The organism is Microbacterium sp. Soil_C_42, assembly GCF_057656735.1.
This window is the reverse complement of record NZ_JBDGJU010000009.1, coordinates 67,920-93,564: the sequence shown is the minus strand read 5'-3', so window position 1 is coordinate 93,564 and position 25,645 is coordinate 67,920. Positions and strand designations below refer to the sequence as shown.

General features: G+C 69.4%; 21 protein-coding genes. 9 read left to right on the top strand and 12 right to left on the bottom strand.

All coding sequences use genetic code 11. From position 1 onward, the window contains the following. The first annotated feature begins 201 nt into the window (after window positions 1-201). Complete coding sequence (locus AC3A46_RS08145) at window positions 202-2,157, top strand: DUF6541 family protein (protein ID WP_487664697.1); 1,956 nt, start codon at window positions 202-204, stop codon at window positions 2,155-2,157. 148 nt (window positions 2,158-2,305) lie between these two features. Continuing rightward, the gene (locus tag AC3A46_RS08140; RefSeq protein WP_487664696.1) at window positions 2,306-4,285 is read left to right on the top strand and encodes a glycosyltransferase; all 1,980 of its coding nucleotides are present in this window, start codon (window positions 2,306-2,308) and stop codon (window positions 4,283-4,285) included. A gap of 52 nt (window positions 4,286-4,337) precedes the next feature. Here the strand turns inward: AC3A46_RS08140 and AC3A46_RS08135 are convergent, their stop codons facing one another. Continuing rightward, window positions 4,338-6,302 (bottom strand): LGFP repeat-containing protein, encoded by a 1,965-nt coding sequence (locus tag AC3A46_RS08135; RefSeq protein WP_487664695.1) that lies wholly within the window; start codon window positions 6,300-6,302, stop codon window positions 4,338-4,340. 203 nt (window positions 6,303-6,505) lie between these two features. Here AC3A46_RS08135 and AC3A46_RS08130 point away from each other — a divergent pair, with 203 nt between their 5' ends. Both AC3A46_RS08130 and AC3A46_RS08125 read left to right on the top strand, forming a co-directional pair. Beyond that, the gene (locus tag AC3A46_RS08130; RefSeq protein ID WP_487664694.1) at window positions 6,506-7,369 is read left to right on the top strand and encodes an ABC transporter permease; all 864 of its coding nucleotides are present in this window, start codon (window positions 6,506-6,508) and stop codon (window positions 7,367-7,369) included. Beyond that, complete coding sequence (locus AC3A46_RS08125) at window positions 7,353-8,099, top strand: ABC transporter ATP-binding protein (protein ID WP_487664693.1); 747 nt, start codon at window positions 7,353-7,355, stop codon at window positions 8,097-8,099. The genes AC3A46_RS08130 and AC3A46_RS08125 overlap by 17 nt, the downstream gene beginning before the upstream one ends. A gap of 10 nt (window positions 8,100-8,109) precedes the next feature. Here AC3A46_RS08125 and AC3A46_RS08120 read toward each other — a convergent pair whose 3' ends face one another. The 6 genes from AC3A46_RS08120 to AC3A46_RS08095 all read right to left on the bottom strand — a co-directional run bounded on the left by AC3A46_RS08120 (window position 8,110) and on the right by AC3A46_RS08095 (window position 13,987). Continuing rightward, on the bottom strand, window positions 8,110-9,240 hold the full coding sequence (locus AC3A46_RS08120) for a glycosyltransferase (RefSeq protein WP_487664692.1): 1,131 nt from the start codon (window positions 9,238-9,240) through the stop codon (window positions 8,110-8,112). A gap of 2 nt (window positions 9,241-9,242) precedes the next feature. Then, window positions 9,243-10,724 (bottom strand): LCP family protein, encoded by a 1,482-nt coding sequence (locus AC3A46_RS08115; RefSeq protein WP_487664691.1) that lies wholly within the window; start codon window positions 10,722-10,724, stop codon window positions 9,243-9,245. After that, window positions 10,721-11,188: a 5-(carboxyamino)imidazole ribonucleotide mutase gene (gene purE, locus AC3A46_RS08110; protein WP_116196781.1), complete on the bottom strand. Its 468-nt coding sequence runs from the start codon at window positions 11,186-11,188 to the stop codon at window positions 10,721-10,723. Before purE ends, AC3A46_RS08115 begins: the two co-directional genes overlap by 4 nt. A gap of 106 nt (window positions 11,189-11,294) precedes the next feature. Next, window positions 11,295-12,431 carry a 5-(carboxyamino)imidazole ribonucleotide synthase gene (locus AC3A46_RS08105; protein WP_487664690.1) on the bottom strand — a complete coding sequence of 379 codons (1,137 nt, stop codon included), beginning with the start codon at window positions 12,429-12,431 and terminating at the stop codon, window positions 11,295-11,297. 63 nt (window positions 12,432-12,494) lie between these two features. Then, complete coding sequence (locus AC3A46_RS08100; protein WP_487664689.1) at window positions 12,495-13,079, bottom strand: PH domain-containing protein; 585 nt, start codon at window positions 13,077-13,079, stop codon at window positions 12,495-12,497. Window positions 13,080-13,177: 98 nt separating this feature from the next. Beyond that, window positions 13,178-13,987, bottom strand: a complete 810-nt coding sequence (locus AC3A46_RS08095) for a biotin--[acetyl-CoA-carboxylase] ligase (protein ID WP_487664688.1) — start codon at window positions 13,985-13,987, stop codon at window positions 13,178-13,180. A 96-nt stretch (window positions 13,988-14,083) separates the two neighbouring features. Between AC3A46_RS08095 and AC3A46_RS08090 the strand changes: the two genes are divergently transcribed. Together AC3A46_RS08090 and AC3A46_RS08085 are read left to right on the top strand one after the other, a co-directional pair. Further along, window positions 14,084-15,691 carry an acyl-CoA carboxylase subunit beta gene (locus tag AC3A46_RS08090; protein WP_056370581.1) on the top strand — a complete coding sequence of 536 codons (1,608 nt, stop codon included), beginning with the start codon at window positions 14,084-14,086 and terminating at the stop codon, window positions 15,689-15,691. 2 nt (window positions 15,692-15,693) lie between these two features. Then, window positions 15,694-15,945 carry an acyl-CoA carboxylase subunit epsilon gene (locus AC3A46_RS08085; RefSeq protein ID WP_487664733.1) on the top strand — a complete coding sequence of 84 codons (252 nt, stop codon included), beginning with the start codon at window positions 15,694-15,696 and terminating at the stop codon, window positions 15,943-15,945. A 363-nt stretch (window positions 15,946-16,308) separates the two neighbouring features. Here the strand turns inward: AC3A46_RS08085 and AC3A46_RS08080 are convergent, their stop codons facing one another. The 4 genes from AC3A46_RS08080 to AC3A46_RS08065 are packed head-to-tail and all read right to left on the bottom strand — an operon-like array spanning window position 16,309 to window position 20,707. Beyond that, window positions 16,309-17,427 (bottom strand): hypothetical protein, encoded by a 1,119-nt coding sequence (locus tag AC3A46_RS08080; protein ID WP_487664687.1) that lies wholly within the window; start codon window positions 17,425-17,427, stop codon window positions 16,309-16,311. Then, a complete protein-coding gene (locus AC3A46_RS08075) occupies window positions 17,424-18,674 on the bottom strand; it encodes a sensor histidine kinase (protein WP_487664686.1) in 1,251 nt (416 codons plus the stop codon). Before AC3A46_RS08075 ends, AC3A46_RS08080 begins: the two co-directional genes overlap by 4 nt. Continuing rightward, window positions 18,664-19,341: a response regulator transcription factor gene (locus AC3A46_RS08070; protein WP_487664685.1), complete on the bottom strand. Its 678-nt coding sequence runs from the start codon at window positions 19,339-19,341 to the stop codon at window positions 18,664-18,666. Before AC3A46_RS08070 ends, AC3A46_RS08075 begins: the two co-directional genes overlap by 11 nt. 22 nt (window positions 19,342-19,363) lie before the next feature. Beyond that, a complete protein-coding gene (locus AC3A46_RS08065) occupies window positions 19,364-20,707 on the bottom strand; it encodes a class I SAM-dependent RNA methyltransferase (RefSeq protein ID WP_487664684.1) in 1,344 nt (447 codons plus the stop codon). Between the two features lie 37 nt (window positions 20,708-20,744). Here AC3A46_RS08065 and AC3A46_RS08060 point away from each other — a divergent pair, with 37 nt between their 5' ends. The 3 genes from AC3A46_RS08060 (at window position 20,745) to AC3A46_RS08050 (ending at window position 23,792) form a co-directional block, all read left to right on the top strand. After that, window positions 20,745-21,452, top strand: coding sequence for a Maf family protein (locus AC3A46_RS08060; protein WP_487664683.1), 708 nt, complete (start codon window positions 20,745-20,747; stop codon window positions 21,450-21,452). 95 nt (window positions 21,453-21,547) lie between these two features. After that, a complete protein-coding gene (locus AC3A46_RS08055; protein WP_487664682.1) occupies window positions 21,548-23,314 on the top strand; it encodes an acetyl/propionyl/methylcrotonyl-CoA carboxylase subunit alpha in 1,767 nt (588 codons plus the stop codon). A 178-nt stretch (window positions 23,315-23,492) separates the two neighbouring features. After that, entirely contained in the window at window positions 23,493-23,792 is a 300-nt protein-coding gene (locus AC3A46_RS08050; protein ID WP_487664681.1) for a hypothetical protein, read from the top strand. Between the two features lie 378 nt (window positions 23,793-24,170). Here AC3A46_RS08050 and AC3A46_RS08045 read toward each other — a convergent pair whose 3' ends face one another. Beyond that, window positions 24,171-25,628 (bottom strand): NAD(P)H-quinone dehydrogenase, encoded by a 1,458-nt coding sequence (locus AC3A46_RS08045; protein WP_487664680.1) that lies wholly within the window; start codon window positions 25,626-25,628, stop codon window positions 24,171-24,173. Between the last annotated feature and the right edge of the window lie 17 nt (window positions 25,629-25,645).

The following is a 25,645-nucleotide window of genomic DNA, read 5'->3' as shown; positions in this document are numbered from 1 at the left end:
CGGAAGCGTACCCGGCGGGGCGCGGGCCGAGGGCACAGCGCTGACAAGCATACGCGAGCAGCCTGGCATCTCGAACCGACTTCCGGGGCGTGCTGATATCCGACTGCTACGATCGCACCCGACTTTGCCAGCGCCCTCGAGGATCCTCCACATGAATATTGCACCCCGGTCGCTCTGCCATGTCCACGCGGGGGGTGCTGCGTGAACGCATGGGCGTCGGCGATCGTGCCCGTGATCGTCGCGGCGGCGATTCTGATCGTCCCCGGCTACGCCGCGGTTCGCACGCTGGGCTTGCGTGGTCTTCACTCCTGGGCGTTCGCGGGACCCGTGTCGGTGACCATCATCGCCGCCGCGTCGCTGATCGCACCCGTCCTGGGACTGCCATGGAATCTCGTCGGAACGCTCCTGGTCACGGCCGCCTCCTGCGTCGTCGCCCTCGTCCTCCGGCTGACGCTGCGCTCGTGGTTCGCGACCTCTCCCCGCACCCGCACGACGTCGCGCGGCTTGATGGTGGGCGCGCTGGCGCTCGGGGGCGTGCTCATCGCGGTTCAGTTCGCGCTGATCGTGGTCGACCCCGAGAACATCTCCCAGACGTTCGACAACATCTTCCACTTGAACGCCGCGCAGTTCATCATCGATACGCAGAACGCCTCGCCGCTTCACGTGTCGCAACTCACCCGCACCCAGTCCTCGGGCATCACGTTCTACCCGGCGGTGTGGCACGCAACGGTCGCACTCGTCGCCGAAGTGACCGGTACAACGGTCGGACTCGCATCGAATGCCGTGATGATCGCGGCTGGTGCGCTCATCTGGCCCGCGGGGCTGATGCTGCTCGGAACGTTCCTGTTCGGAGCCTCCCGCGCCTATGTCATGGCCGTCGGCATCCTGTCGGCCGCCGCGCCGGCCTTCCCGATCCTGATGATCGATTACGGCGTCCTGTACCCCTACTTCCTCGGGCTGTGCGCGCTGCCGGCCACCTTGGTGGCGGCCCTCGCCATGCTCGGCCTGGTGGACAAGGGGCCGACGACGGGGATCGCCCCGTGGGTCGTCATCCTTGTGGCCACCATCCCGGGGCTCCTGCTGGTGCACCCCGCCGCGTTCATGGCATGGCTGGTCCTCGTCTCCGTCGCGGCGGTCGTCGCGTACGTGATATTCCTGCGTCGCGGACCGGGACGCCGTGCGATCTGGCTGGCGTCCGCCGGGCTCGCGATCGCCGGTCTGATCGCGCTTCAATTGTGGCGCTCCCTTCGCCCGAACATCCCCGAGGACATCTGGCCGCCTTCGCAGACGCCGAGCCAGGCCCTCGGTGAGGCGTTGACCCTCTCGATGGAGCGCGCGCAGATCCCGCTCGTCCTGGCGGCGGCCATGCTGGCCGGCGTCGTCATCGCGTGGCGGCGCGGCGATGTCAAGAGCCGCCTCACCGTCGGATTCCTGGGCATCCTCATCGCGCTGTTCGTGACGGCGTCGTCGATGCAGTGGCTCTGGCTGCGCAAGGATCTGGTCGGCCCGTGGTACGCGAACTCGCCCCGTCTCGCCGCGATCATCCCGCTCGTCGCCATTCCCCTGGCCGCGGTTGCGATCGAGGCCTTGTGGCGCTGGATCGTCCGGCGCGCGCCGAAGCAGTTCGGCGAGCCCGGCACCACCCCGAGAATCCTCCTGGCCGTCGGCGCGGCGGTCGCCCTGGTCGTCACGACGCAGCTCATCGCGGTGCCCGCCGCCGTCGAGAAGGCACGCCTCATGTATGTCCCCACCGAGGCATCCCCGCTGCTTACCCCGGATGAGCGCGCCCTCCTCGAAGAACTCCCGGCGCTCGTGCCCGAGGACGCGGTGATCGCCGGCAACCCCGGAACCGGCACTGCGATGGCGTACGCCATCGCAGGCGTCGAGGTCCTGCATCCTGGCGTGATCATCGAGATGACCAAGGACATCGTGCTCGTCGATGAGAAGGCGAACGACGCCGAGCCCGGCAGCGCCGTCTGCGCCGCGCTCGAACGTCTGGGCGTGGGCTACATCCTCGATTTCGGCGATCAGCAGATCAACGGCGAGAACTACCGCTACCCGGGTTTCGAAGACCTCGATCGGTCGGACGCGGTGGTGCTGGTCAAGGAAGTCGGCGACGCCCGCCTCTACGAGATCGTCGGCTGCGACGGCTCATAGCCGGCGACGGTCATCGGGTGCTCAGGCGACGCCCGTAAGATGTCAAGCGCCTCCGGCGCGGTTCCACCCCGGGGTCGATCCCCGCAAGTGATGAAGGTTGTGCATGTCTAGTTCCTCCGGCCTTGCTGGTCGCCGAGTCGTCCACCGAATGACGTTCCCCGCGGACGCCGATCCGATGGCTCTGCCGCTGTACATCGACACCCGCACCTCGGTGTCCAATCCGCAGGCCAAGCACGAGGCCGCTCGAGACGACCGCGAACGCATCGGCCGGAAGTCGAACGACGAGCAGACCCACGGCCCGACGATGCTCGCGACGGCACGAAAGTCGATATCCAATCTCGAGCGCCACTCCATCACGGTCGGCTCGCGATCGACGGTGTCGTTCGCGACGTACTTCAACGCCTTCCCTGCCGCGTACTGGCGGCAGTGGACCGCGGTGGAGTCTGTACGGCTCACGATCGAGGTGCGAGGAACGGCGAACATCAACGTTTTCCGCTCGACGGTGCGCGGATCGTTCCGCCGCGTCGCCAACAAGCCGGAGGTTGACGGCGTCGCGGAGTTCGACGTCTCCCTCAAGTCGTTCGGCGACGGCGGCTGGCTCTGGTTCGACCTCGAGACCGGCGGCTCTCCCGTAGAGCTGGTGTCGGCGGTGTGGACCGTCGATGAGAGTCTCGCGCGCCGGAAGGGAAGGGCCTCCGTCTCGATCACGACCTACAACCGCCCCGACGACTGTGTCGCTCAGATGCGGCTCTTCGCCGACTCCCCCGAGCTCCTCGATGTCCTGGACACGATGATGATCGTCGACCAAGGTTCGGATCTCGTCAGCGAAGCGGCCGGATACGAGGAGGCAGCCGCCGCGCTCGGCGACAAGTTCCGGATCATGCGTCAGGCCAACCTCGGCGGCTCCGGCGGGTTCGCGCGCGGAATGTACGAGGGTACGCGGAACACCGCAGCCGACTACGTCATGCTGCTAGACGACGACGTCGTCGTTGAGACGGAAGGCATTATCCGCGCGGTCGCGTTCGCCGACTTCTGCCGCACGGACACGATCGTCGGCGGCCACATGCTCAACCTCTACGAGCGCTCGGTCCTGCACAGCTACGGCGAGTCCGTGAACCTTTACCGTACGATGTGGCACCCCGTCGAAGAGGCCCTGGAGTCATTCGACTTCAATGTGAAGGCGCTACGTTCTGACGCGGCCCTCCATCGGCGGGTCGACGTCGCCTACAACGGCTGGTGGATGTGCCTCATCCCGCGTTCAACCATCGAGCGCATCGGCCTGTCTCTCCCCGTGTTCATCAAGTGGGACGACGCCGAGTACGGCCTGCGCGCCGCCAAGCACGGTGTACCCACAGTCTCGCTGCCCGGTGCCGCGGTGTGGCACATGCCGTGGACCGAGAAGGACGACCGCCTGGACTGGCAGGCGTACTATCACCAGCGCAATCGCTGGCTCGTCGGTTTGCTCTACTCACCGTATCGGTCCGGGGGAGCCCTACCCCGCGAGAGCTTCCTCTCCGACCTGAAGCACCTGCTGACCATGCAGTATTCGCCGGTGGCGATGCGCGTCCAGGCCCTCGAGGACATCCTCAGCGGTCCCGACCACCTGCACCGGACCCTCGAGCAGCGTGCCGCGGAGATGAGAAAGCTCCATGGGAGCTACCCCGACGGTCAGGTTATCCGCGACATCGGAGAGTATCCCGCGGTGGCTCGGCGGAAGCCGACGCGTAAGGGCACTGTCGCCAGTGCACCCGCGACGAGACTGAACTGGATCACGCGGGCTGCTGTCTCGGCAGCGCGCAACTACGTCAAGTCCTCAGGCGGATGGGATCGCCCTGAGGCGCGCGTCGCCTCCGATCAGGTGCGCTGGTGGCGGATCGCGGGGCTCGATGCGGCACTCGTCTCGACCGCGGACGGAACCGGCGCCAGTGTCTACAAGCGGGACCGAGGCGAGTTCCGCCGGCTCCTCCGCCGGAGTCGTCGCCTTCACCTTGAGCTGGTCCAACGGTGGGACGACCTCGCCAAGGACTACCGAGGCGCTCTGACCGACGTCACGTCACCTCATGCGTGGGAGCAGACCTTCGGCGTGGAGGAATCGCCCCGCCGTAGCCAGATACTGCCTCGGCAATAGGAGACGAACGTCCCGTGCCTGATCTATGCGTCGATCAGGCACGGGACGTTCGTCAGGGCCGAGCGATGACCGGCCCCGTGGCCGGTCGCCACGTGATGGTACCGCTCTCGAATCGCTGGACGCAGCGCACGTCTCCGGTCCAGATGCACTGCTCGTCTGCTGCAGGCACGCCGATCGGCGGCGCGGCCGACATCCACGCCGCATGGATCGCGCCAGCGACATAGCGCAGCCCGAACTTGCTGCTCCACACGACGGCGCCCCGCTGGAACTGCTGAACACAGTTTGCCGTGGAACCCCATACGCAGGTCTCGTTGCTCGTCGGCAGTCCGACGACGCTGCGCGCGGATTCCTTCCAGTAGGCATGGATGCCGGCACCCATGTACCGCAGGCCCCCGACGGCACTCCACACCAGGGATCCCCGCTGGAACTCCTGGACGCAGTTCGCGTCGCCCGTCCACACACAAGATTCATTGCCGATCGGCAGTCCGACGACGCTGCGCGCGGATTCCTTCCAGTAGGCATGGATGCCGGCGCCCATGTACCGCAGGCCCCCGACGGCACTCCACACCAAGGCTCCCCGCTGGAACTCCTGGACGCAGTTCGCGTCGCCCGTCCACACACACAACTCGGTGCCGGTCGGCAGGCCCACGACGCCCCTGGCGGATTCCTTCCAGTAGGCGAAGAGTCCCGCGCCGACATACTGAGCACCGGAGTTCGGGCCCCACACGATTCCACCGCGCTCGAACTCCTGGATGCAGCTGACCTCTCCGGTCCAGGTGCAGTTCTCGGGTCCTGTTGGGAGGCCGAGCACGCCCTGAGCCTGTTGCCAGGTCGCATTGATCGCGCCGAGCGTATAGGTGATGCCACGTTGGGGCGTCCACACGATGGTCCCGTTTGCGAATCTCTGTATGCAGTTGACGGGCTCCGTCCACTGACACGTCTCGTCGGTCAGCGGAACACCGATCGTCGAACGGATGCCGGTCCACTCTGCGTTGATGGCACCCGCGATGTAGTGTGCCCCTCCGGACGGGCTCCACACGATGGTTCCGTTGGCAAACGTCTGACTGCAGTTGGTCGTCGCGGTACTCCAGTCGCACGTCTCCGGCGTCATCGCTCTGCTGAGAAGCCCGCCGGCCCCGCCGTTAGCCCGCCAGACGTCGAAGATGGCCCCGTACACATCGATCGCCGGATCACCGAACCAGTCACTGAAGTAACGGAAGAAGTTCCTATTTCCGTATGACGAGCACGCGTCGCCACTACCCGAGCCTGCTCGTATCGACGCAGCGTTTGGCTGGTACGGCGTGTAGTAGTACATGTTGGAGGTAGCCTGGTTCTGAATGTAGACAGGCGATGAACCGCAGCTTGCGTCGGGGTGGTAGCGCACGTTCCAGGTCTTGCCCGGCGCATACCATGTGAAGTACTGACTCGTCCCAGCAGGATTGGCGTACCGCTTCCACTGCCAAGCCGCCCCGTAGACCTGGTTGAAGAACCCGTAATATCGCGTGTCGCACGCCGCGGTGTCTGGGCACCCCTGGCCCATCGCGATCGTGTAACGCCAGTCGCTCGGCCACACGTGATTGACCAGCCCCTGCTCCTTCTGGAGCGTGGCAAGGATCACCTGAGGATTGATGCCGCATGCCTTCGCGACCTTGAAGATGATCGTCGACGCCCTCTCACGGACGCCGCCCGGATACGCGGCGCACATGGCATCCGCGGGCACCGAGCGGGATGTGTCGTACCAATCCCTCAGACACGTGTATCCGGGTTCGCAGCGCGGCACGAGCGATTCGAGGAGCCACTGGATCTGTCCCTCGGACATCGCGTTGGCGTCGAAGAACACTGCGTCGCTGATGATGTGCCCCGCCTGGAACTTGGAAAGGTCAGCCGCGGCTCGGATCTCGGTTTCCACTTCCATTGCGCCGGCGGTGTCCACCGCGCCTGATGCGGCACCGGCCGCCGTGGATGTACTCGGGACGCTCGGCGCCGCGATCGCCGGAGGCGCAACCAGGGCGATCATCAACGCAGCAACGCAGACTATCGCGTACCCGCGAGTTCTTAAGATTTGACGCACCCACCAAGTGTGCCCCGGACCTGGGAGATTGCCCCGAATTGGCGCCGTGCGTCGCGAGGACCCGGGGTCTCGGAGCAGGTGAGCGGAGGACGCTCTGTACAATCGTCGAGGCACGCGTTGTGCCGAAAGCACGAAGGACCACAGCACGCATGGCCAACTCAGCGCCGACGGATTTGTTCGTCCGCCCCGGGTCCGAGACCGGACTGTTGGAGGTCTTCCGGCGACGCTACCTCCTGTCCCTCATCGTGAGGAAGGAAGTCGGGATCCGCTACCGGGGATCGATCTTCGGCTGGGCTTGGTCGTATGTGAAACCGCTCGTCCAGTTCGTGGTGTTCTTCATCGCGCTGGGCGTGTTCCTCGGCCTCAACAGGAGCATCGAGTACTACCCGATCTATCTGCTCGCCGGCATCACTATTGTGACGTTCTTCAACGAGGCGTTCTCCAACGGCACGCGCTCCCTCGTCGAGAACGCTCCTCTCATCAAGAAGATCTATCTGCCACGCGAGATGTTCCCGATCGCCAGCGTGCTGGTTGCGGCCGTCAACACCGTTCCGCAGATCATCGTCATCGTCGCGATCGCGCTCTTCTTCGGTTGGGCGCCGACAGCGCTGCAGATCGCGGCCCTCCTGGTAGCGCTTGTGATCATCGCCATACTCTCGACCGGTGTCGGGCTCTTGTTCGGCGCGATCAATGTGACGTTCCGCGACGCGCAGAGCTTCGTCGAGATCATCGTCATGATGTCGATATGGGCATCGCCCGTCATGTACCAATGGCAGATGGTCGCCGATGCAGTCCCGGACTGGCTCTTCACCCTGTACCGACTCAACCCGCTGACTCCTGCGGTCGAACTCTTCCACTACGGACTCTGGTTCCCGCTCAATCCGACCGGCGCCGAACCTCTCCCGAGCCTCTGGCTGTTCAGCGGCATCGCGTTCGCCGTCGCCGTCGCGGTATTGGTCGTCGGCCAGCTCGTCTTCCGCCGCCTGGAGGGTCGCTTTGCTCAAGACCTTTGATCCCGTCCGCACCACGTCGCGCATTGTCGTCGAGGATATTCATAAGGACTTCACGCTCCGCCACACGCACTCGATCAAGGAGACGTTCGTGGCGGCGCTGCGACGCAGGCCGCTCTCCACTCGATTCCATGCGCTGGACGGCGTGTCGTTCGACATCGGCGAGGGCGAAGCCGTGGCGTTGCTGGGTTTCAACGGCTCCGGAAAGTCCACCACCCTCAAGATGATCTCGGGCGTGCTGCGTCCTGATAGCGGCCAGGTGCTCACGCGCGGTCGGGTCGCGGGACTCATCGAGGTGGGCGCAGGCTTCCACCCGGATCTGTCGGGCCGCGAGAACATCTATCTCAACGCGGCGATCCTTGGCATGAGCAAAAAGGAGACCGAAGCCCGTTTCGACGACATCGTGGCGTTCAGCGAGATCGCGCAGTTCATCGACACCGAGGTCAAGCATTACTCGTCGGGCATGTTCCTGCGCCTGGCGTTCTCGGTGGCCATCCACACCGAGGTCGACATCCTGCTCATCGACGAGATCCTGTCAGTCGGCGACGAACCATTCCAGCAGAAGTGCCTCGCGCGCATTCGCGAGCTCCACGCAGCCGGTAAGACTCTGGTCGTCGTCAGCCACGATCTCAACATGGTCTCCGAACTCTGCGAACGCGGAATCCTACTGCGAAACGGTCGAGTGGAGTTCGACGGGCCCAGCAAGGACGCGGTCGCCCTCATGCGCGCCTGATCCCGCTCCGCTAGAGCTCGGCGTGCAGCATCCACACCTTGTCGGCGGCCTCGCGCCACGAGAAGGCGCGCCCACGATCCCCCGCGAGCACCGCCAGCCGCTCCGCCGCGGCGGTCGACCCCAGGCCAGAGGCCAGGGCCGCTCCGAGCGCTTCGGCCAGGTTCGCGGCATCCGTTCCCGAGACCAGCTCTCCCCCGTCGAACACGACCTCGTCGTGCACCGCTGACGAAGCCGCGATCACCGGCACCCCGAGGGTCAGCGCGTCGACAACACGCCACGGGAACGCCGCACGCCGTGACGGCGCGACGAACGCGACCGCCCCGCCGAATGCCGCCGCCCGATCGCCAGCATCCAGAGCCCCGCGCACATGCAGGGCCCGTTCCGGAAGCCCGGCGGCAGAGGGGAGGTCCGCCACCGCAGGCTCATGCCCCTCCTCGACGTCGATCACCACGACCGGCAGATCGACACCGGATGCTGCCACCGCCGCGAGTCCGGCATCCAGCCCTTCCGAAGCCAGCGGACCACCCGCGAGCAGCACGTAGCCCTCGGGCAGCCCCAGCGCGCGGCGACGACCCACCTCATCCGTCGGAACGGCGAACCCGAGCGGTGAAGCCCCGGCGATCACCCGCACCCGGTCCCGCAACCCCGGCACGATCTCCACGAGCCGCACCGCGAGCGAGTGGGTCGGCACGACCACGGCATCGGCGTGCTTCACCGCGCGCTTCAGCATCGCCTTGTGCCAGGTCACCGCCGCCCGGGGGAGCTCCGAAGGTGCCTCCCACGGCCGCAGATCCCACACCGTCACGACGGTCTGATCGTGGTCGTGCACGCGATCGTGGCGCACGAGCGGCGCGAACAGCGTCGGCGAATGGATCATCCCACCGCCGATGCCCGTTCCGACGCCCAACTGCAGTGCAGCCGCAAGCTCGCGCCGAGGCAATGCCGTGCGACGCACGCCCGCCAGACCCGGCACCGCGTCCAAAGCTCCATCCACCCCACCGGCTGGCGCGATCGCCTCCACCTCGCACCCCGACGGCGCCGCCAGCACCAGCGCCCGCGCAAGCTCGCGCGACGCCTCCGCCAACGCCGGCTCGGAGGACGCAACCAGCTGATCCAGCATGACGCGGAGTGTTGCGACCACGATCACTCCCCCGATGGAGTCGGGGTCGGCGGGTGGAGCGTAGTCTGCACGAGGTCAGCGATGTACGCGTAGTCAGGCGCGAACTCGTCGATGCCTTCGGCAGGCGTCAGCTCAAGCGTCTGAACCGGCTCCTCCTTCGCCTTGACCGCGAGGTCGACGAGCGCAGGGATGAGCGACTGCGGCAGGTCCGTCTCCACGATGTCGGCGCCGGCGGCCGCGACGTCCTGGAAGCGCGTCAGCACGACCTGAGGCGTGAACTGGGCGAGGATCGCCTCCTGCAGCTCGCGCTGGCGCCGCATGCGATCGAAGTCGCTGGTCGTGTAGCGCGAACGGGCGTACCACTGCGCGGTGTCGCCGTCCATGTGCTGCTGGCCTGCCTCGATCCAGCCGATCGCCCACGCGTCGACGTCGCGCGGATCGACGCCCTCGGGTGGGCCTCCCTTGGGCAGCCGCTCGACGACGTTGATGTCGACCCCGCCGAGAGCGTCGACGAGCGACGCGAACCCGTGCATGTCGACGAAGACGTAGTAAGGGATCTCGATGCCGAGGATTCCCGCCGCTGCGTCCTTCGTGGCCTCGATCGCCGGCGTCGAACCCTGGGCCTCAGCATCCGGGTACAGCCCCGTCCCGCGGTCTTCGCGACACTGCTCGACGGCATTCGTCAGCTGGTTGATCCCGCTCCCCCAGCCGCAGGCGGGGTCGCCGTGCCCTTCGAAGCCGTTGGGGTACTCGTCCTGCATCGGGCCCTCGGCGAACGGGAAGTTGGGCATATCGCGAGGGATGCCGGTGATCGTGGTCGCGCCGGTCGCGGCGTTCACCGAGACCACCGAGATGCTGTCGAACCTCATCGAGTCACGGCCCTCGCCGCTGTCGGCGCCGAGCAGCAGGATGTTGTAGTAGCCGTCTGACGGGGGCACGGTCGGCCCGCTCGCTCCGAAGATGTTGCTGATCGTCGAGCGCACGGTGCCGACCGCGTTCGACGCGTACACCGCGGTTCCGCTCGCGACCACGAGAAGTCCGACGGCCACGAGCGCGATGGCGAACCGTGCGATGCCCCCCGTCTTGACCAGGCGCACCAGGCGCAGCGTGTCGATCGTCAGCACGACCCACAGCACGGCGTACGCGATCAGCAGCCCCTGCACGATCAGCAGCGGCAGCGGGCGCAGCAGCCCGAGCCAGTCGGGAAGCCACGCGCTCGTCACGATGCTCAGCCCGGCGGTCGGGGCGAGGAGCGCGAACAGCAGCGCGACGACCAGCAGCACCCACATCACCAGGGTCGCGGCGATCCCGAAACGGCCCAGCTTGCGGCTGCCCGCGAGCACCTGCGCGGAACCGGGAATGAGGAAGTTCAGCCCGACCAGCCACCACCCTCGGCGGGTCATCACGGCGCGGGACGAGGCATCCGGATTCCTCATCGGGCGCTCCTCCACCACACCCGGACGAACCGGGCGGGCAGTGGTGCGAGGTGCGCTCATGACGGTCACAGCGACTCCTTGAGCCGCCGGTTCTTCTGCTCGACCTGCGCTTGGAGATCGCGGGCGTACGCCTCGACGCGATCGGCCACCTCGGGATCGGAGGCTCCGAGGATGCGGGCGGCGAGAAGCCCGGCGTTCTTCGCGCCGTTGATGGAGACGGTGGCGACCGGGATGCCGGCCGGCATCTGCACGATGCTCAGGAGCGAGTCCATGCCGTCGAGGGTCGCGAGCTGCACCGGCACGCCGACCACCGGGAGGGCGGTGAGGGATGCCAGCATGCCGGGGAGGTGCGCAGCGCCTCCGGCGCCGGCGATGATGACCCTCAGCCCCCGCGCCCGCGCCTCACGCCCGTACCGCACGAGCTTGTCGACCGTGCGGTGCGCCGAGACGACCTCGACCTCGTGCGGAATGCCGAAGTCGGTGAGCGCCTGAGAGGCGTCGCTCATGACCCGCCAGTCGGAGTCGGAGCCCATGACGACGCCGACGAGCGGCGCCTCGGAGGAATGAAGGGGCGCAGTCACTCGTCAAGGCTAGGGGCGTTGGCTGGAAACTCCCCGCAACGGCGCGCTTCCGGGGGCCTCAGTCCAGGAAGAAGGATGCTGCGGCCCGAGCCTGGTACGCCACGTCATCGAGTTCGTCGCCGACGACGTTGACGTGCCCGACCTTGCGGCCGGGGCGCGGCGCCTTGCCGTAGGTGTGGACCTTCGCCTGGGGGTGCTGGTCCATCGCCGCAGCGAAGCGCGCATCGAGGGACTCCTCCGCGGGACCGCCCAGGATGTTGACCATGACGGCCCACCCCGCGAGCGGCTCGGTGTCGCCGAGCGGCAGGTCGAGCACGGCGCGGAGGTGCTGCTCGAACTGGCTCGTCACGGCGCCGTCCTGGCTCCAGTGGCCGCTGTTGTGCGGGCGCATGGCGAGCTCGTTCACGAGGAGACGCTCGTCGGTCGTCTCGAAGAGCTCCACCGCCAGCATCCCGGTCACGCCCAGTCCCTCGGCGATCGAGACGCCGATTGCGGCAGCGACCTGCTGCAAGCGGTCGCTGGAGTGCGGGGCGGGCGCGATCACCTCGGCGCACACGCCGTCCCGCTGCACGGTCTCGACGACCGGGTAGGCGCGGACCGCACCCGAGGGCCGACGTGCGACCTGCTGCGCGAGTTCGCGCGTGAAGTCGACGAGCTCCTCGACGAGGAGCGCACCGCCGTGGGCGTCCTCGGCGAGCGTCGCGAACCAGTCGTCGGCCTCGGTGCAGGCCGACACGACCCGCACGCCCTTGCCGTCGTAGCCGCCGCGCGGGGTCTTGACGACGGCGCGGCCGCCGTGGTCATCGATGAAGGCCTGCAGCTCGTCGGCGTTCGTGACGGCCGCCCAGTCGGGCTGCGGCATCCCGAGCTCCTGCAGGCGCGCGCGCATGACGAGCTTGTCCTGCGCGAACTTCAGCGCAGCGGGGCCGGGGTGCACGGAGATCCCCTCGCCGACGAGGGTCGCCAGCACGTCCTGCGGCACGTGCTCGTGGTCGAAGGTGACGACATCGACCTCGCGGGCGAAGGCGAGCACGGTGGCGGCATCGCGGTAGTCGCCGACGGCGGTGGCGGCGAGCGATGCCGACATCCCCTCGTCTTCGGCGAGCACCCGGATCTCGACTCCGAGCTCGACCGCCGGCGCGATCATCATGCGGGCCAGCTGCCCACCCCCGACGACTCCGACTCGCAGCGCCATGCCATTCCCTCTCATCAGCCTCCGTCCATCATCCCGCACCCGCGCGACGAGGAACGCGCCGCGTCAGGCCTGCGGCAGAGGAGGCCTCGGGGGAACGGTGGGCTGCGGCCCGGGAGGAAGCGGCTGGGCATCGCGATGCGCGAGGATCTGGTTCACCTCGACCTGGTCGACGAGCGCCTCGTGCACGAGCTCGGCGCTCGGGATGTTCGCGAGCCGGAGCGGCTCGTCGACACCGTTCGTCAGCGTGATCGTGCCGGCGCCCCACATGCGCTGCAGCAGGCCGCGGTGCACCTTGAGGGTGTAACCGCGGACGTGCGCCAGCTCACGCCGCTTGACCGCGAAGACCCCGCGGCGCTCCATCACGCGCCGCGTGGTGACCGTGTAGACGTGGCCGAGCCACGACAGATACGGCAGCACGACGAGCAGCAGAAGCACGAGCGCAGCGCCGGCCAGCAGCATCCAGTTCTCGAAAGGCGCGGGCAGGTTGCCGTAGAAGTAGCCGCAGGCACCGGCCACGGCGATCAGGACCAGCGCCGACCAGGCGAGCCGCCGGGCGTGTGCGCGGAAGCGCGCGACGAGCAACTCCGGCGTGGGAGCACCGGGGGCGGGCGTCAGCGGCCTGCCGCCGTAGCTCGTCGGCTGCGTCATGTCCCCATTGTGCGGGTCAGGGCTGACAGTCCGGTGCGCACCCGCCGTTTTGCGTCATGTGCTGGCGTTTCGACTCGCACGCTCGCTCAGCGACCGGGCTACTCGGGGCGGCTCCGCACGTGCACCACGTCTCCGGCCGAGACGACGCTCTCGAACTCGGCGTCCTGCACCACCACCAGGCGCCCGTCCGGATCGATGCGCTCTGCACGGCCCCACAGCGTCTCACCGTTCGGCAGCGACACCGCGACGTCGCTTCCGAGCGTGCTGCAGAGCGACTCGACCTCCCCGAGCACGCCCGATGCGGCGGCGTCACCGCCGGCCGCGCCGAGCGCCTTCAGCTGCTCGTCGAGGGCGCTGAGGTAATCGGCGAGCAGGCGATCGTCGTCACACTCCACGGCTGCGGCGGCGAAGGAGGTCGCGGTCGCGACGGGAAGGTCGACCGCGGCCATGCGGGTGTTCACCCCGGAGCCGATCACGACGACGTCGGGATGCCCCGGCACCACCTCCGCGAGGATGCCGCAGATCTTCGACCCGTCGAGGAGCACGTCGTTCGGCCACTTGAGCGTGGCGCTGTGCACCGAGCCGACCAGCTGCGCGGCGATCGCGCGGGTCATCGCCGCGCCCGCGAGGAGCGGGATCCACCCGCGCGCCGCGACCGGGAGGGCCGAGGCGTCGACGGCCGCCGACACCGCGAGCGCGGATCCGGGCGGGGTGACCCACGTGCGGTCGAGGCGCCCGCGACCGGCACGCTGATCGTTCGTGAGCAGCAGCGACAGGTGCGGCCATTCATCCGGCGCGTCGATGACGTGCCGGATGACGTCGGCATTGGTCGAGTCCGTGGTCTCGACAACCTGGACGCGCGGACTCACGGCGGCGGTGAGCGGGAATCCCTCGGACGAGAACGTCATGTCGTTCACGCTACGCCCCTCGCTCCGGGGATGGACAGCGGATGCCGCAACCCCTTGTGCGAACCCTCCAACAGATCGCCCCGGCCCGCCGATAGGGTGGAATCCGTGACTCAAGCGCCAGATCAGCCCGACCTGTCGACGACCGCCGGCAAGATCGCCGACCTCCGCGCACGCTTCCAGGAGGCCGTCCTCGATCCCGAGGAGGTCGCGAAGGAGAAGCAGCACGCGAAGGGCAAGGGCACCGCGCGGGAGCGCATCGAGATGCTCCTCGACACCGGCAGCTTCGTCGAGCTCGACGAGTACGTGCGCCACCGCACGACCGCCTTCGGCATGGACCGCTCGCGCCCCTACGGCGACTCGGTCGTCACGGGCGTCGGCACGATCCACGGCCGCACCGTCGCGGTGTACTCGCAGGACTTCTCGACCTTCGGCGGGTCGCTCGGCGAGGTCGCCGGCGAGAAGATCATCAAGGTCATGGAGTTCGCGCTGCGCAGCGGCATCCCCATCGTCGGCATCCTCGACTCCGGCGGCGCCCGCATCCAGGAGGGCGTGGTCGCCCTCGGCAAGTACGGCGAGATCTTCCGCCTCAACACCCGCGCATCGGGCGTCATCCCGCAGATCTCGATCATCATGGGCCCGGCCGCGGGTGGCGCGGTCTACTCCCCCGCCCTCACCGACTTCGTCGTGATGGTCGACAAGACCAGCCAGATGTTCGTCACCGGTCCCGACGTCATCAAGACCGTGACCGGCGAGGACGTCGGCATGGAGGAGCTCGGCGGCGCGCACACGCACAACACCCGCTCGGGCGTCGCGCATTATCTCGCCGAGGACGAGGACGACGCGATCGACTACGTGCGGTCGATGCTCGGATTCCTCCCCGACAACAACATGGCGGAGCTGCCGGTCTACGAGACGGGCTTCGAATTCGAGACGACGGATGCCGACCGCGCGCTGAACGCGGTCATCCCCGACTCGCCGAACCAGCCGTACGACATCCACCAGGTGATCCGCGGCATCGTCGACGCCGAGGACTTCCTCGAGGTGCAGCCGCTGTTCGCGCCGAACATCGTCATCGGCTTCGGCCGCGTCGAGGGCCGCTCGGTGGGCATCATCGCCAACCAGCCCTCGCAGATGGCCGGCACCCTCAACATCGAGGCCGGCGAGAAGGCGAGCCGCTTCGTGCGCTTCTGCGACGCGTTCTCGATCCCGATCGTGACCCTCGTCGACGTGCCCGGCTATCTCCCCGGCACCGACCAGGAGTGGACCGGCGTCATCCGCCGCGGCGCCAAGCTCCTCTACGCCTACGCCGAGGCGACCGTGCCGCTGGTGACGGTGATCCTGCGCAAGGCCTACGGCGGCGCCTACATCGTGATGGGCTCGAAGCAGCTCGGCGCCGACGTGAACCTCGCGTGGCCCACGGCCGAGATCGCCGTCATGGGCGGCCAAGGTGCCGTCAACATCCTCTATCGCGGCGAGATCAAGAAGGCGGAGGAGAACGGCGAAGACGTCGCCGCCGTCCGCACGCGCCTCGCGAACGAGTACACCTACAACGTGGCCTCGCCGTTCCTCGCCGCCGAGCGTGGCGAGCTCGACGGCATCATCGAGCCGGCCGCGACCCGCGTCTCGATCGCCAAGGCCCTCCGCGCCCTCCGCGGCAAGCGCGCGAGCCTGCCGCCCAAGAAGCACGGGAACATCCCGCTGTGAGCATGGCAGACGGCGGCAAGGACGTGGATGCCGCGCCCCAGGGCCCGACCATCGAGGTCCTGCGTGGCGCGCCCACCGAGGTGGAACTCGCCGCGCTCATCGCCGTCGTAAGCGAGGCGTACACCGGCGAAGCGGCCGAAGCCGTCGCGGACGACCGCTCGAGCCGCACCGGCTGGGAGCTCTCGCAGCGTGCGCTGCGGCAGCCGCTCGATCGGGACCTCGGCTGGGGGCGATTCGGGAGCGTCTGGCGGTGAACGCCGTCTGCGGAGGTTTATGGACCCGGTCCATGGCTCGGCCGGCTTGTCCCCCGAAATACCTACAGACACATCCCTTGCAACCCCGAGATACTTGACTCGCTGGAACGCTTCTGCGTTCGGTCGATCCGGCACCGCTGAGCGGATGCCCCGGATCCGGCCATGCGGATGGTTTTCGGGTAACCTTCCGCGCAGGCGAGGGGCGGGCGGCTTCGCCGCCCCTCGCCTCCTTCGTCTCCCGCTCTCCGCCAGGAATCCCCTCCCCCTTTCCGGCGGGGAGCGAGTCTGCCCACGGACGAGGCGCCGATCAGGCGTCCGCGGACGCGCCGGGTGGCAGCATCCCTCTCTGTCGAGAGGTGAGGGTCAGGCTCTGCCCGGGTGCGGGATCTCGCGCCACAGGTCGACGGAGTCCTCGTCGCTGGGTCCGCCCACCGACGGCGAGCGGCCGACCACGGTGACCGCGACGCGCTCGTCGGGCGACGTGCGGATGTAGAGGCGGTCCGAGCTCGCCGAGCGCAGGGTCTCGGCCAGCTGCGCGCGGATGATGCCCAGGGTCTCGTCATCGACGTCGTCGAGCCCGCCCTCGTCGAGCACCGTGACGTTGGCGCCGCGACGCCGCGCCCGCTCGAGCTCCGCGCGCACCTCGTCGTCGAGCAGGCGCGGGCCGCGCATCTCGTCGCGCAGCCGACCCTCGGCGATGCGCGCCTCGAGGCGATCGGCCTCGGTGAGCACGCCCGCATGAGCGACGGTACGTGTGAGCACGGGGCCGGCGACGGCGAGCGCGCGCTGCACCTGCACGCGCCGCTCGCGCTGGCGGACCACCTGCGAGGTCTGCCATCCCGTCGCGGCGCGCTGGAGCCGCGTGAGCCGCGAGGTGTCGCGCGCGGCACGGTCCATCGAGAACACCAGCAGCTGCGCGCACGTCACCCACACGATGGAGCCGACGAGCCCGAGGGCGAGCGCGTTGAGCGGGCCCATCCAGAGGGACGACGCGATCGTGAGGAGGATGATGCCCGCCCACGCCGTCCAGGGACGACGGCGCACCATGACGATGGTCATGAGAGCGCCGATCCCCCCGAGGTACCACGTCGCGAAGGAGACCGTGCGGGCGGACTCGCCGACCGCGATGGGGATGGCGTTCGGCACGATCACCGCGCAGGCGAGGGCGAGGACCTGGGCTGTCACCGGCAACGGCAGCGGGCCGCGGATGCCTTCTCCGGCGGGGTGCGGCGCTGCCTGGGCTTCGAGGCTCTCGAGCGACTCGCCGTCGCCCGAGCGGGCCGCGCGAGCGCCCGGACTCGAGCGTTGCGATGACGGCTGCCAGAAGATGCACAGCCAGGTCACCGCGAGGTAGATACCGACGGAGATGACGACGATGAGCGGCTGCGGGATCGGCCGCCCGGTCCACAGCAGACCTCGCGCCGCGAAGTAGGCGGTGAAGGCCACACCGAGCACCGTGAGGACGTTCTTGACGCTGATCATGCCGACGGCTCCCGCCAGATGAGCCGCACGACGGTGCCGTGGGGTCCTGACTCCAGTTCGGCCCGCCCGCCCACCGCGGCCATTCGGGCGACGATCGACGCACGGATGCCCAGGCGGTCATCGGGCACGGCATCCAGGTCGAATCCCTCTCCCGCATCGTGGACCTCGACACGCACCGTCCCATAGGCGGCATGCAGCACGACGCCCAGCCCGGCGCCACCGGCGTGCTGGACCGCGTTGGCGATGGCCTGGGTCGCGGCCAGCGCGATCGCGCGGGCCACGCGTCCGGGGATGGAGGGGGCGTCCGGGTCGATCTCCCGCTGCACATCGACGCTGACGCCCAGTTCGTCGGCGGCCTCGGCGATCTCCTCGGACAGCACGGCCGGCGCCCACGGCTCGTCGGGCCCCTCGTGCTCGTCCTGCTCGGTGTTGGCCAGCCGGGTGAGCGCTTCGCGCGCCATCGTCGCCGCAAGCGTGCGCTCCCGGGGCGTCGTCGCCCGCTCCGCGGCGATCAGCGCAGCCAGCACGCTGTCATGCATGAGCGCCGCCACCGCGACGCGTTCCTGCTCGGCGGCGTCGGCCGCGGCCGCCTTCGCGTACGAGGAGACCGCCTGCGCCCGGGTCTTGTCGACGTTCACGGCCACCGATCGGAACAGCCATCCCAACGTCAGGATGATGCCGCCCAGGATGAGCGCGAAGCTCACGTCGAGGATCACGACCGGCCAGTAGACGGGCTCGAGACCGACCTGGATCATCCGGACGACACCGAACAGCAGGGGCAGGGCGATCGTGAAGGCGATCTGCAGCGGGAAGGGGAACGCGAGCACTGCCGCCAGTGTCGCGAGGTTGAGCAGGTACCAGATCCACGGCTCGTCCGGTGTCGGCGGTTCGACGCCCGCCGTGGCGATCGGCCACGCGAGCAGCACGAGGACGTAGACGATCGCGAAGACCCCCGCCGCGGGGCGCACACCCCGGCCGACGACGCACGCGAGCACCATCACGCCGAGCGCGCCGAACACCACGACCATGAGCGGCACGTGCCACCCCGGGCGTTCGGGAGCGGGTCCTAGAGCGCTCAGGAACGACTGGAGTCCGAGGATCAGCGAGCCGAAGCCGCCGGCGACGAGCGAGATGATGCGCTCGACGCGGGAGCGGGTGAACGACCCGATGCCGGCGGTCGTCTGCGGCGAGTGCGGGATCTGCCCCCACGCCGTGTCGAGCACGCCGGTCTGTGCGTCAGCGGCCACGCGCGACGTCTCCCGGGTCCGCCGAGGGCTCGACCAGGATCCCGTCCTCGACGGCGCGATGCAGCAGATCGATCTTCGTCGGTGCAGGCCTGCCGACCTCGACGTACTTGACGCGGATGCGCGTGATGTTCTCCTTCGCCGTCGAGTACGCGACCCCGAGGCGGTCGGCCACCACCTTGAGCGGCAGCCCGGCGGCGTACAGACGGAGCACGTCGCGCTCGCGCGCCGAGAGCTGCGCATCGGCGAAGGCACGGTCACCCTCGACGGCACTGGCCCACTCGACGTTGTTGAGCGGCTCGCCGCGCGCGACCGTGCGCACCGCCGCGATCACGTCGCCGATGGGCGAGGACTTGCTGACGACGCCGGCGGCACCGGCGGAGAGCGCCTCCCGCACGGCCGCGGGCCGGTCGGCGACACTGTGGATGATGACGCTCGAGCCGTCGAGCACGAGTCGTCGCACGTTCTCGGTGACGGTGGTGCCGTCGCCGAGCGTCAGATCGAGCACCACCACGTCTGCGGGCGCCTGACGCGAGAACGCACGCCAATCGACGTACTCCGTGACGGTGCTGCCCGAGAACGCGACGGTCATCGTCTCGGCGCGGGCGCACGCCGCCTCGAGGCCGAGCCGGACCGACTCGTGATCGTCGATGAAGGCCACCCGCGTCATTCCGCCAGCCTAGCGACGAGTGTCACGCGCGGGTGAGAACCGCCACGGCTTCGACGTGATGCGAATTCGGAAAAAGGTCCAGGCCATCGACACTTGCGAGCTCGTACCCGCCGGCACGGAAGGTCGCGATGTCGCGGGCGAGCGCGACGGGGTCGCACGCGACGTAGACGACGGTCGCGGGCGCGAGCGAGGTCAGGTGATCGACGACCTCGCGGCCGGCTCCCGAGCGGGGCGGGTCGAGCAGGACGACCCCACGCGACAGCCGCTCGCGTTCGGGGACGGATGCCTCGGCCGCGAGCCGCGCGAGCCACCGGTCGACGCGCCCGGTCTCGGCGCGAGCCCCGACCCACTCGGCGAGGTTCTCCCCCGCATGCTCGGTCGCGCGCGCGTCGGACTCGACGCTCGTCATGCGGGTCGAGGATCCGCCCAGATCGCCGAGCGTCGCGGCGAAGAGGCCGACGCCGCCGTAGAGGTCCAGGTGCCAGGCGTCGGGGTCGACGACGGCATCGCCGGGCAGCGCGCCGAGCGCTGCGGCGACGGTGGTGGTGAGGGTGTGCGCCGCCAGACGGTGGACCTGCCAGAAACCGCCGGCATCGACGCGGAAGTCGCGGCCGCCGACGCTCTCGAGGACGACCTCGGGAGCGGGCGCCTTGCGGTGCCTGGGGGTCGCCGCCCGAGCGCCGCGTCCGCGGCGGGCCGCAGCATCCGATGTCCGCACCGGCCGTGGAAGCATGCGGACGCGACCGTCCGCCGGCTGGACGAGATCGACACGACCGGGCTCGCTGGCGGCGAGCGCGAGCGCAGCGCGCTCGACGGCCGGCGTGGCGAGGGGCAGGTCTTCGAGCGGGACCACACGGTGGCTGCGCGCGGCGTACTGGCCGACGTTGCCGTCCGCGTCCACGTGCAGGCTCACCCGGGTTCTCCACCCGGTGCCGTCGACCGACTCGCCGTCGGCTTCGGCGCCGTCGAGGGCGGGAGCCGGCGCGACGCCGCTCATCGTGGCGACCGGGTCGGTGATGCCGCCGAACCGCTGCAGCGCGTCGAGGAGCACCTCGAGCTTGAGCGCGCGCTGGTGCTCGAGCGCCATGTGGCCGAAATCGGCGCCGCCGGGCCGCTGCTCCGGTGGGATGTCGACGTCGGCTTGGCGCCAGACGTGCAGCTGCCGGTGCGGCGACGCCTCGAGCACCTCGAGCGTCTCGCCGCGCCAGAACGACTTCTTCCCGGTGTCGGTGAGCCGCACGCGGACGCGCTCACCCGGGATCGTGTCGGGCACGAACACGACGCGGCCGTCGTGCCGGGCGACGAAGACGCCGCCGTGGGCGACGCCCGTGATGTCGAGATCGAGGATGTCGCCGGTTTCACTCACCCGACGAGCCTACGTCCCCGCCCCGTACTGTGAGGGGATGCGCGTCTGCCTCGCCTCCACCTCGCCCGCCCGGCTCATGCTGCTCGGGCAGTTCGGCATCCGTCCGCTCACCGTCGCCCCCGACGTGGACGAGGAGGCCGTCATCGCGGCGGTCGAGGCGGCCGAGACCCGCACGCTCGCGCCCGATGAGCACGTCCTGCTGCTCGCGCGGCGCAAGGCGGCGGAGGTCGCGGCGCGGCTGCGCGACGACATCCCGGAGTTCGACGGCATCGTGATCGGCGGCGACTCGATGTTCGAGCTCGACGGCGAGGTGCTCGGCAAGCCCTACACGCCCGAGAACGCAGCCGCCCGCTGGCGCGCGATGCGCGGGCGCACCGGAGTGCTGCACTCGGGCCACGCCGTGGTGCGCATCGAGCCGGGCGAGCCCCCGCGCGAGGTGCACGCGACGGCTGCGGCATCCGTCTCCTTCGTCGCGGACGTGACGGATGCCGAGATCGACGCGTACGTCGCGACCGGCGAGCCCTTGCACGTGGCGGGCGCGTTCACGGTCGACAGCCTCGGCGGCGCGTTCATCGAGCGGGTCGAGGGCGACCCCTCGACGGTCGTCGGCATGTCGGTGTCGACGCTCCGGCAGCTCGTGCGCGAGGTGGGCGTGGAGTGGACGTCACTGTGGAACACGTCGGATCCGTCGCTCGAACGGTCCGAGATCGGTGAGAAGTCGTTCGTGGAAGACGGGGCGCAGTGAGGGCGTAACAGTTGTAGTAGGAATCCCACGTTTCTGGTCGGTTCTTGTACGAACCGCTCAAAAGCCCTGGGGATGCCGTGGGTAGGCTGGCATCCATGCCTCAGATCGCCAAGGTTCTCGTTGCCAACCGCGGCGAGATCGCCGTCCGCGTCATCCGCGCCGCCCGCGACGCCGGGAAGGCGTCGGTCGCCGTCTACGCCGATCAGGACCGCGACGCCATGCACGCCCGCCTCGCGGACGAGGCGTACGCGCTCGAGGGCGCGACCAGCGCCGAGACGTACCTGTCGATCGACAAGATCCTCTCCGTCGCGCGCCGCTCCGGCGCCGATGCGGTGCACCCCGGCTACGGCTTCCTCGCCGAGAACGCCGACTTCGCGCGTGCCGTCATCGCGGCCGGCCTCGTCTGGATCGGCCCGTCGCCCGAGGCGATCGAGGCCCTCGGCGACAAGGTGACCGCCCGCGCGGTCGCCGAGAAGGTCGGCGCTCCGCTCGCACCCGGCACCCCCGGCCCCGTGGCCGGCGCCGACGAGGTCGTCGCGTTCGCCGAAGAGGTGGGTCTGCCCATCGCGATCAAGGCGGCATACGGCGGCGGCGGACGCGGCCTCAAGGTCGCCCGCACGATCGATGAGGTGCCCGAGCTGTTCGAGTCCGCGACCCGCGAGGCGATCACCGCCTTCGGTCGCGGCGAGTGCTTCGTGGAGAAGTACCTCGACAAGCCCCGTCACGTCGAGACGCAGTGCCTCGCGGACTCTGCCGGCAACGTCGTCGTCATCTCCACCCGTGACTGCTCGCTGCAGCGCCGCCACCAGAAGCTCGTCGAGGAGGCGCCCGCGCCCTTCCTCACCGAGCAGCAGAACCAGACCCTGTACAGCGCATCGAAGGCCATCCTCAAGGAGGTCGGCTACGTCGGCGCGGGCACCTGCGAGTTCCTGATCGGCGCCGACGGCACGATCTCGTTCCTCGAGGTGAACACGCGCCTGCAGGTCGAGCACCCGGTCTCGGAAGAGGTCACCGGCATCGACCTCGTGCGCGAGCAGTTCCGCCTCGCCGAGGGCGAGGAGCTCGGCTACGACGACCCGAAGCCCGAGGGCCACTCGATCGAGTTCCGCATCAACGGCGAGGACCCGGGCCGCGGCTTCCTCCCCCAGCCCGGACCGATCCACGTGTTCAAGACGTTCGGCGGCCCCGGCATCCGCCTCGACTCCGGCGTCACCGCCGGCGACAGCGTGTCGGGTGCGTTCGACTCGCTGCTCGCGAAGATCATCGTCACGGGCCGCGACCGCGCCGAGGCGCTCGAGCGCTCGCGGCGCGCGCTGGACGAGTTCGAGGTCTCGGGCCTGCCGACCGTGCTCCCGTTCCACCGCGCCGTCGTGCGCGACCCCGCGTTCACCGCGGAGGACGGCCGCTTCGGCGTCTTCACGCGGTGGATCGAGACCGAATTCGTCAACGACATCGCCCCGTGGGACGGCGAGCTCAGCGAGCCCACTCCCGCCGAGGCGCGGCACACGGTCGTCGTCGAGGTCGCCGGCCGGCGCCTCGAGGTGAGCCTGCCCGACCGCGTCGTCGCGCCCGTCGGCGTCGCCGGACGCCCGGCGGCCGTGCCGCCGTCGCGCCGCTCGCACGCCCCCTCGGTCGTCGCGGGCGCCTCGGGCGACGCGGTGAAGTCGCCGATGCAGGCCACGGTGGTGAAGATCGCCGTCGAGGAGGGCCAGCAGGTCGTCAAGGGCGATCTCGTGATCGTCCTCGAGGCGATGAAGATGGAGCAGCCCATCCAGGCCCACAAGGACGGCGTCATCGGCGCCATCAACGCCGACCCCGGCACGACCGTGTCGGCGGGCCACCAGCTGCTCACCATCTCCTGATCCCGATCCCGTCCTCTCGCGTCGTCGGGCGCGCCGAAACACGGGTCCGTCGCGCGACACTCCGGGCGCAGCATCCATCACCGGCGTGTCGCCGTGATCGACCCGTGCTCGCGCATCACGCAACCGGCGGACGGATGCCTCGACCCCGCGCCGTCGGCGAGGGTGTCAGTATGGCGGGATGAATGCTCCGAACGGCGATGCTCCCGAGGTGTCGGCGCTCGCGATCAACGTCGTGATCCCGCCGCAACTCCGCTGGCGGGACTTCCGCCGCGGCGAGGAGTTCGAGCTGCAGACGCTGACCGTCCGCCTGCTGCCCGACCTCTCGGTCGCGGTGAAGGCCTACGGCCGCCCGGTCGTGGGCGGACGCGGCGCCTACGTCTCCTTCGCGATGCCCGACCGTCCGGAGCTGCGGGCGCTGGTCGATGCCGCCGCGGACCGCGCCGCCGACCTCTGGCGCGGCAACACCGGCCTCGGCTGACCCGGGTTTGTCCGGCACGCGGGCGCCGAGGCATCCGTCGCCCCCGCTTTCACAGGTCAACCGGGCTCCCACAGGAGACGAAGCGCCTCCCGGATCCTTCCGAGCCCCGGTTGACCTGTTGAAAGGGAGCGACAGCGAGTGAGGGATGCCTCGGCCCTGCCGCCGCGAACCGCGCGGCGGACCTCTGGGCCGGCAACACCGGCCTCGCCTGACCCGGGATCACGGTCCCCCACGGCCCCTCCAGGCCGCAGTGACGCCGGATGACGGATGCTGCGGGCCGCGGCATCCCGTTCACATCACGTGATCTCGCCGAGCGCACACGACATGCGCGCGAACATCGGGTGCGCTCGGTGAGAGCACACGGTCCGAACGAGGGCGTCAGCCGCCGTAGACGTTGTGGTCGACGACGTGCATCGCGCGCGCGGCATCCGTGATGCTGCCCGACAGCGACGGGTAGACCGCGAAGACACGGGAGACCTGGTCGACCGTCAAGCGGCGCTCGACGGCGATGGCGATCGGGTAGATCAGCTCGGAGGCGCGGGGGCCGACGATGACGCCGCCGATGACGGTGCCGCTGCCCTCGCGGGCGATGATCTTGACGAAGCCGTCCTTGATGCCCATCATCTTGGCGCGCGGGTTGGCCGCCAAGGGCAGCTTGTGGACGACGCCGTTGATGTGGCCGTCCTCGATGTCGTTCTCCTGCCAGCCGACGGTGGCGATCTCGGGGGCGGTGAAGATGTTCGACGTGATGCGGCGTCGCTCGAGCGGGATCACGACGTCGCCGAGCGCGTGGAAGACCGCGGTGCGGCCCTGCATCGAGGCGACGGAGGCGAGCGGCACGAACGTGGTGCAGTCGCCCGCGGCGTAGATGTTCGGCACCGAGGTGCGCGCGACGCGGTTGACCTGGATGTGGCCGGACTCGGTCATCTGGACGCCGGCCTGCTCGAGGCCGATGCCCTGGGTGTTCGGGATCGAGCCGACGGCCATGAGGCAGTGGCTGCCCTCGACGGTGCGGCCGTCGGAGAGGGTCACGACGACGCCGTCGCCGGTGTTCTCCACCTTGTCGGCCCGCGACTTCGACAGCAGCTTCATGCCGCCGCGCTTGAAGACGCGCTCGAGCACGGCCGCGGCATCCTTGTCCTCACCGGGGAGCACCTGGTCGCGGCTCGACACCAGGGTGACCTTCGCGCCGAGGTTCATGTACGCGCCGGCGAACTCGGCGCCCGTGACGCCGGAGCCGACCACGATGAGGTGCTCGGGGAGCGCGGTCATGTTGTACAGCTGCGTCCACGTGAGGATGCGCTCGCCGTCGGGCTTCGCGCTGGCGAGCTCGCGGGGCGACGCACCCACCGAGACGACGAGCGTGTCGGCCTCGATGCGGTCGAAGTCGGTGCCGCCGGGGCCCGTCGACACCACGACGGCGTTGCCGCCCTCGAGGCGGCCGTGGCCCGAGATGATGCGGACGCCCGCCTCGGCGAGCGACGCGCGCATGTCGTCGGACTGCTGGCGGGCGAGCGTCAGGAGGCGCTTGTTGACGGCGGTGAGGTTGATGGCGATCTCGGGCTTGAGCGGCTTGCCGTCCTTGCCCTTCGCGAACAGCTGCACACCGAGGTCGCCGGCGCCGGCGATCGCGACGGCCGCGTCGGCGGTCGCGATGAGCGACTTCGACGGGACGACGTCGGTGATGACCGCCGATCCGCCGATGCCGGCGCGCTCGACCACCGTCACCTCGGCTCCGAGCTGGGCGGCGGCCAGCGCCGCTTCGTAGCCTCCGGGTCCGCCGCCGAGGATGGCGACGGTCTGGGTGGTCTCGAAGCTGATCGACATGAATTCCATTCTCCCCTGCCGCGCGC

Coding starts and splice junctions, on each gene's coding strand:
- AC3A46_RS08140 (WP_487664696.1), top strand. CDS start 2,306: ATGACGTTCCCCGCGGACGCCGATCCGATGGCTCTGCCGCTGTACATC.
- AC3A46_RS08135 (WP_487664695.1), bottom strand. CDS start 6,302: ATGATCGCCCTGGTTGCGCCTCCGGCGATCGCGGCGCCGAGCGTCCCG.
- AC3A46_RS08130 (WP_487664694.1), top strand. CDS start 6,506: ATGGCCAACTCAGCGCCGACGGATTTGTTCGTCCGCCCCGGGTCCGAG.
- purE (WP_116196781.1), bottom strand. CDS start 11,188: ATGGGCTCCGACTCCGACTGGCGGGTCATGAGCGACGCCTCTCAGGCG.
- AC3A46_RS08105 (WP_487664690.1), bottom strand. CDS start 12,431: ATGGCGCTGCGAGTCGGAGTCGTCGGGGGTGGGCAGCTGGCCCGCATG.
- AC3A46_RS08100 (WP_487664689.1), bottom strand. CDS start 13,079: ATGACGCAGCCGACGAGCTACGGCGGCAGGCCGCTGACGCCCGCCCCC.
- AC3A46_RS08095 (WP_487664688.1), bottom strand. CDS start 13,987: ATGACGTTCTCGTCCGAGGGATTCCCGCTCACCGCCGCCGTGAGTCCG.
- AC3A46_RS08085 (WP_487664733.1), top strand. CDS start 15,694: ATGGCAGACGGCGGCAAGGACGTGGATGCCGCGCCCCAGGGCCCGACC.
- AC3A46_RS08080 (WP_487664687.1), bottom strand. CDS start 17,427: ATGATCAGCGTCAAGAACGTCCTCACGGTGCTCGGTGTGGCCTTCACC.
- AC3A46_RS08070 (WP_487664685.1), bottom strand. CDS start 19,341: ATGACGCGGGTGGCCTTCATCGACGATCACGAGTCGGTCCGGCTCGGC.
- AC3A46_RS08060 (WP_487664683.1), top strand. CDS start 20,745: ATGCGCGTCTGCCTCGCCTCCACCTCGCCCGCCCGGCTCATGCTGCTC.
- AC3A46_RS08055 (WP_487664682.1), top strand. CDS start 21,548: ATGCCTCAGATCGCCAAGGTTCTCGTTGCCAACCGCGGCGAGATCGCC.
- AC3A46_RS08050 (WP_487664681.1), top strand. CDS start 23,493: ATGAATGCTCCGAACGGCGATGCTCCCGAGGTGTCGGCGCTCGCGATC.
- AC3A46_RS08045 (WP_487664680.1), bottom strand. CDS start 25,628: ATGGAATTCATGTCGATCAGCTTCGAGACCACCCAGACCGTCGCCATC.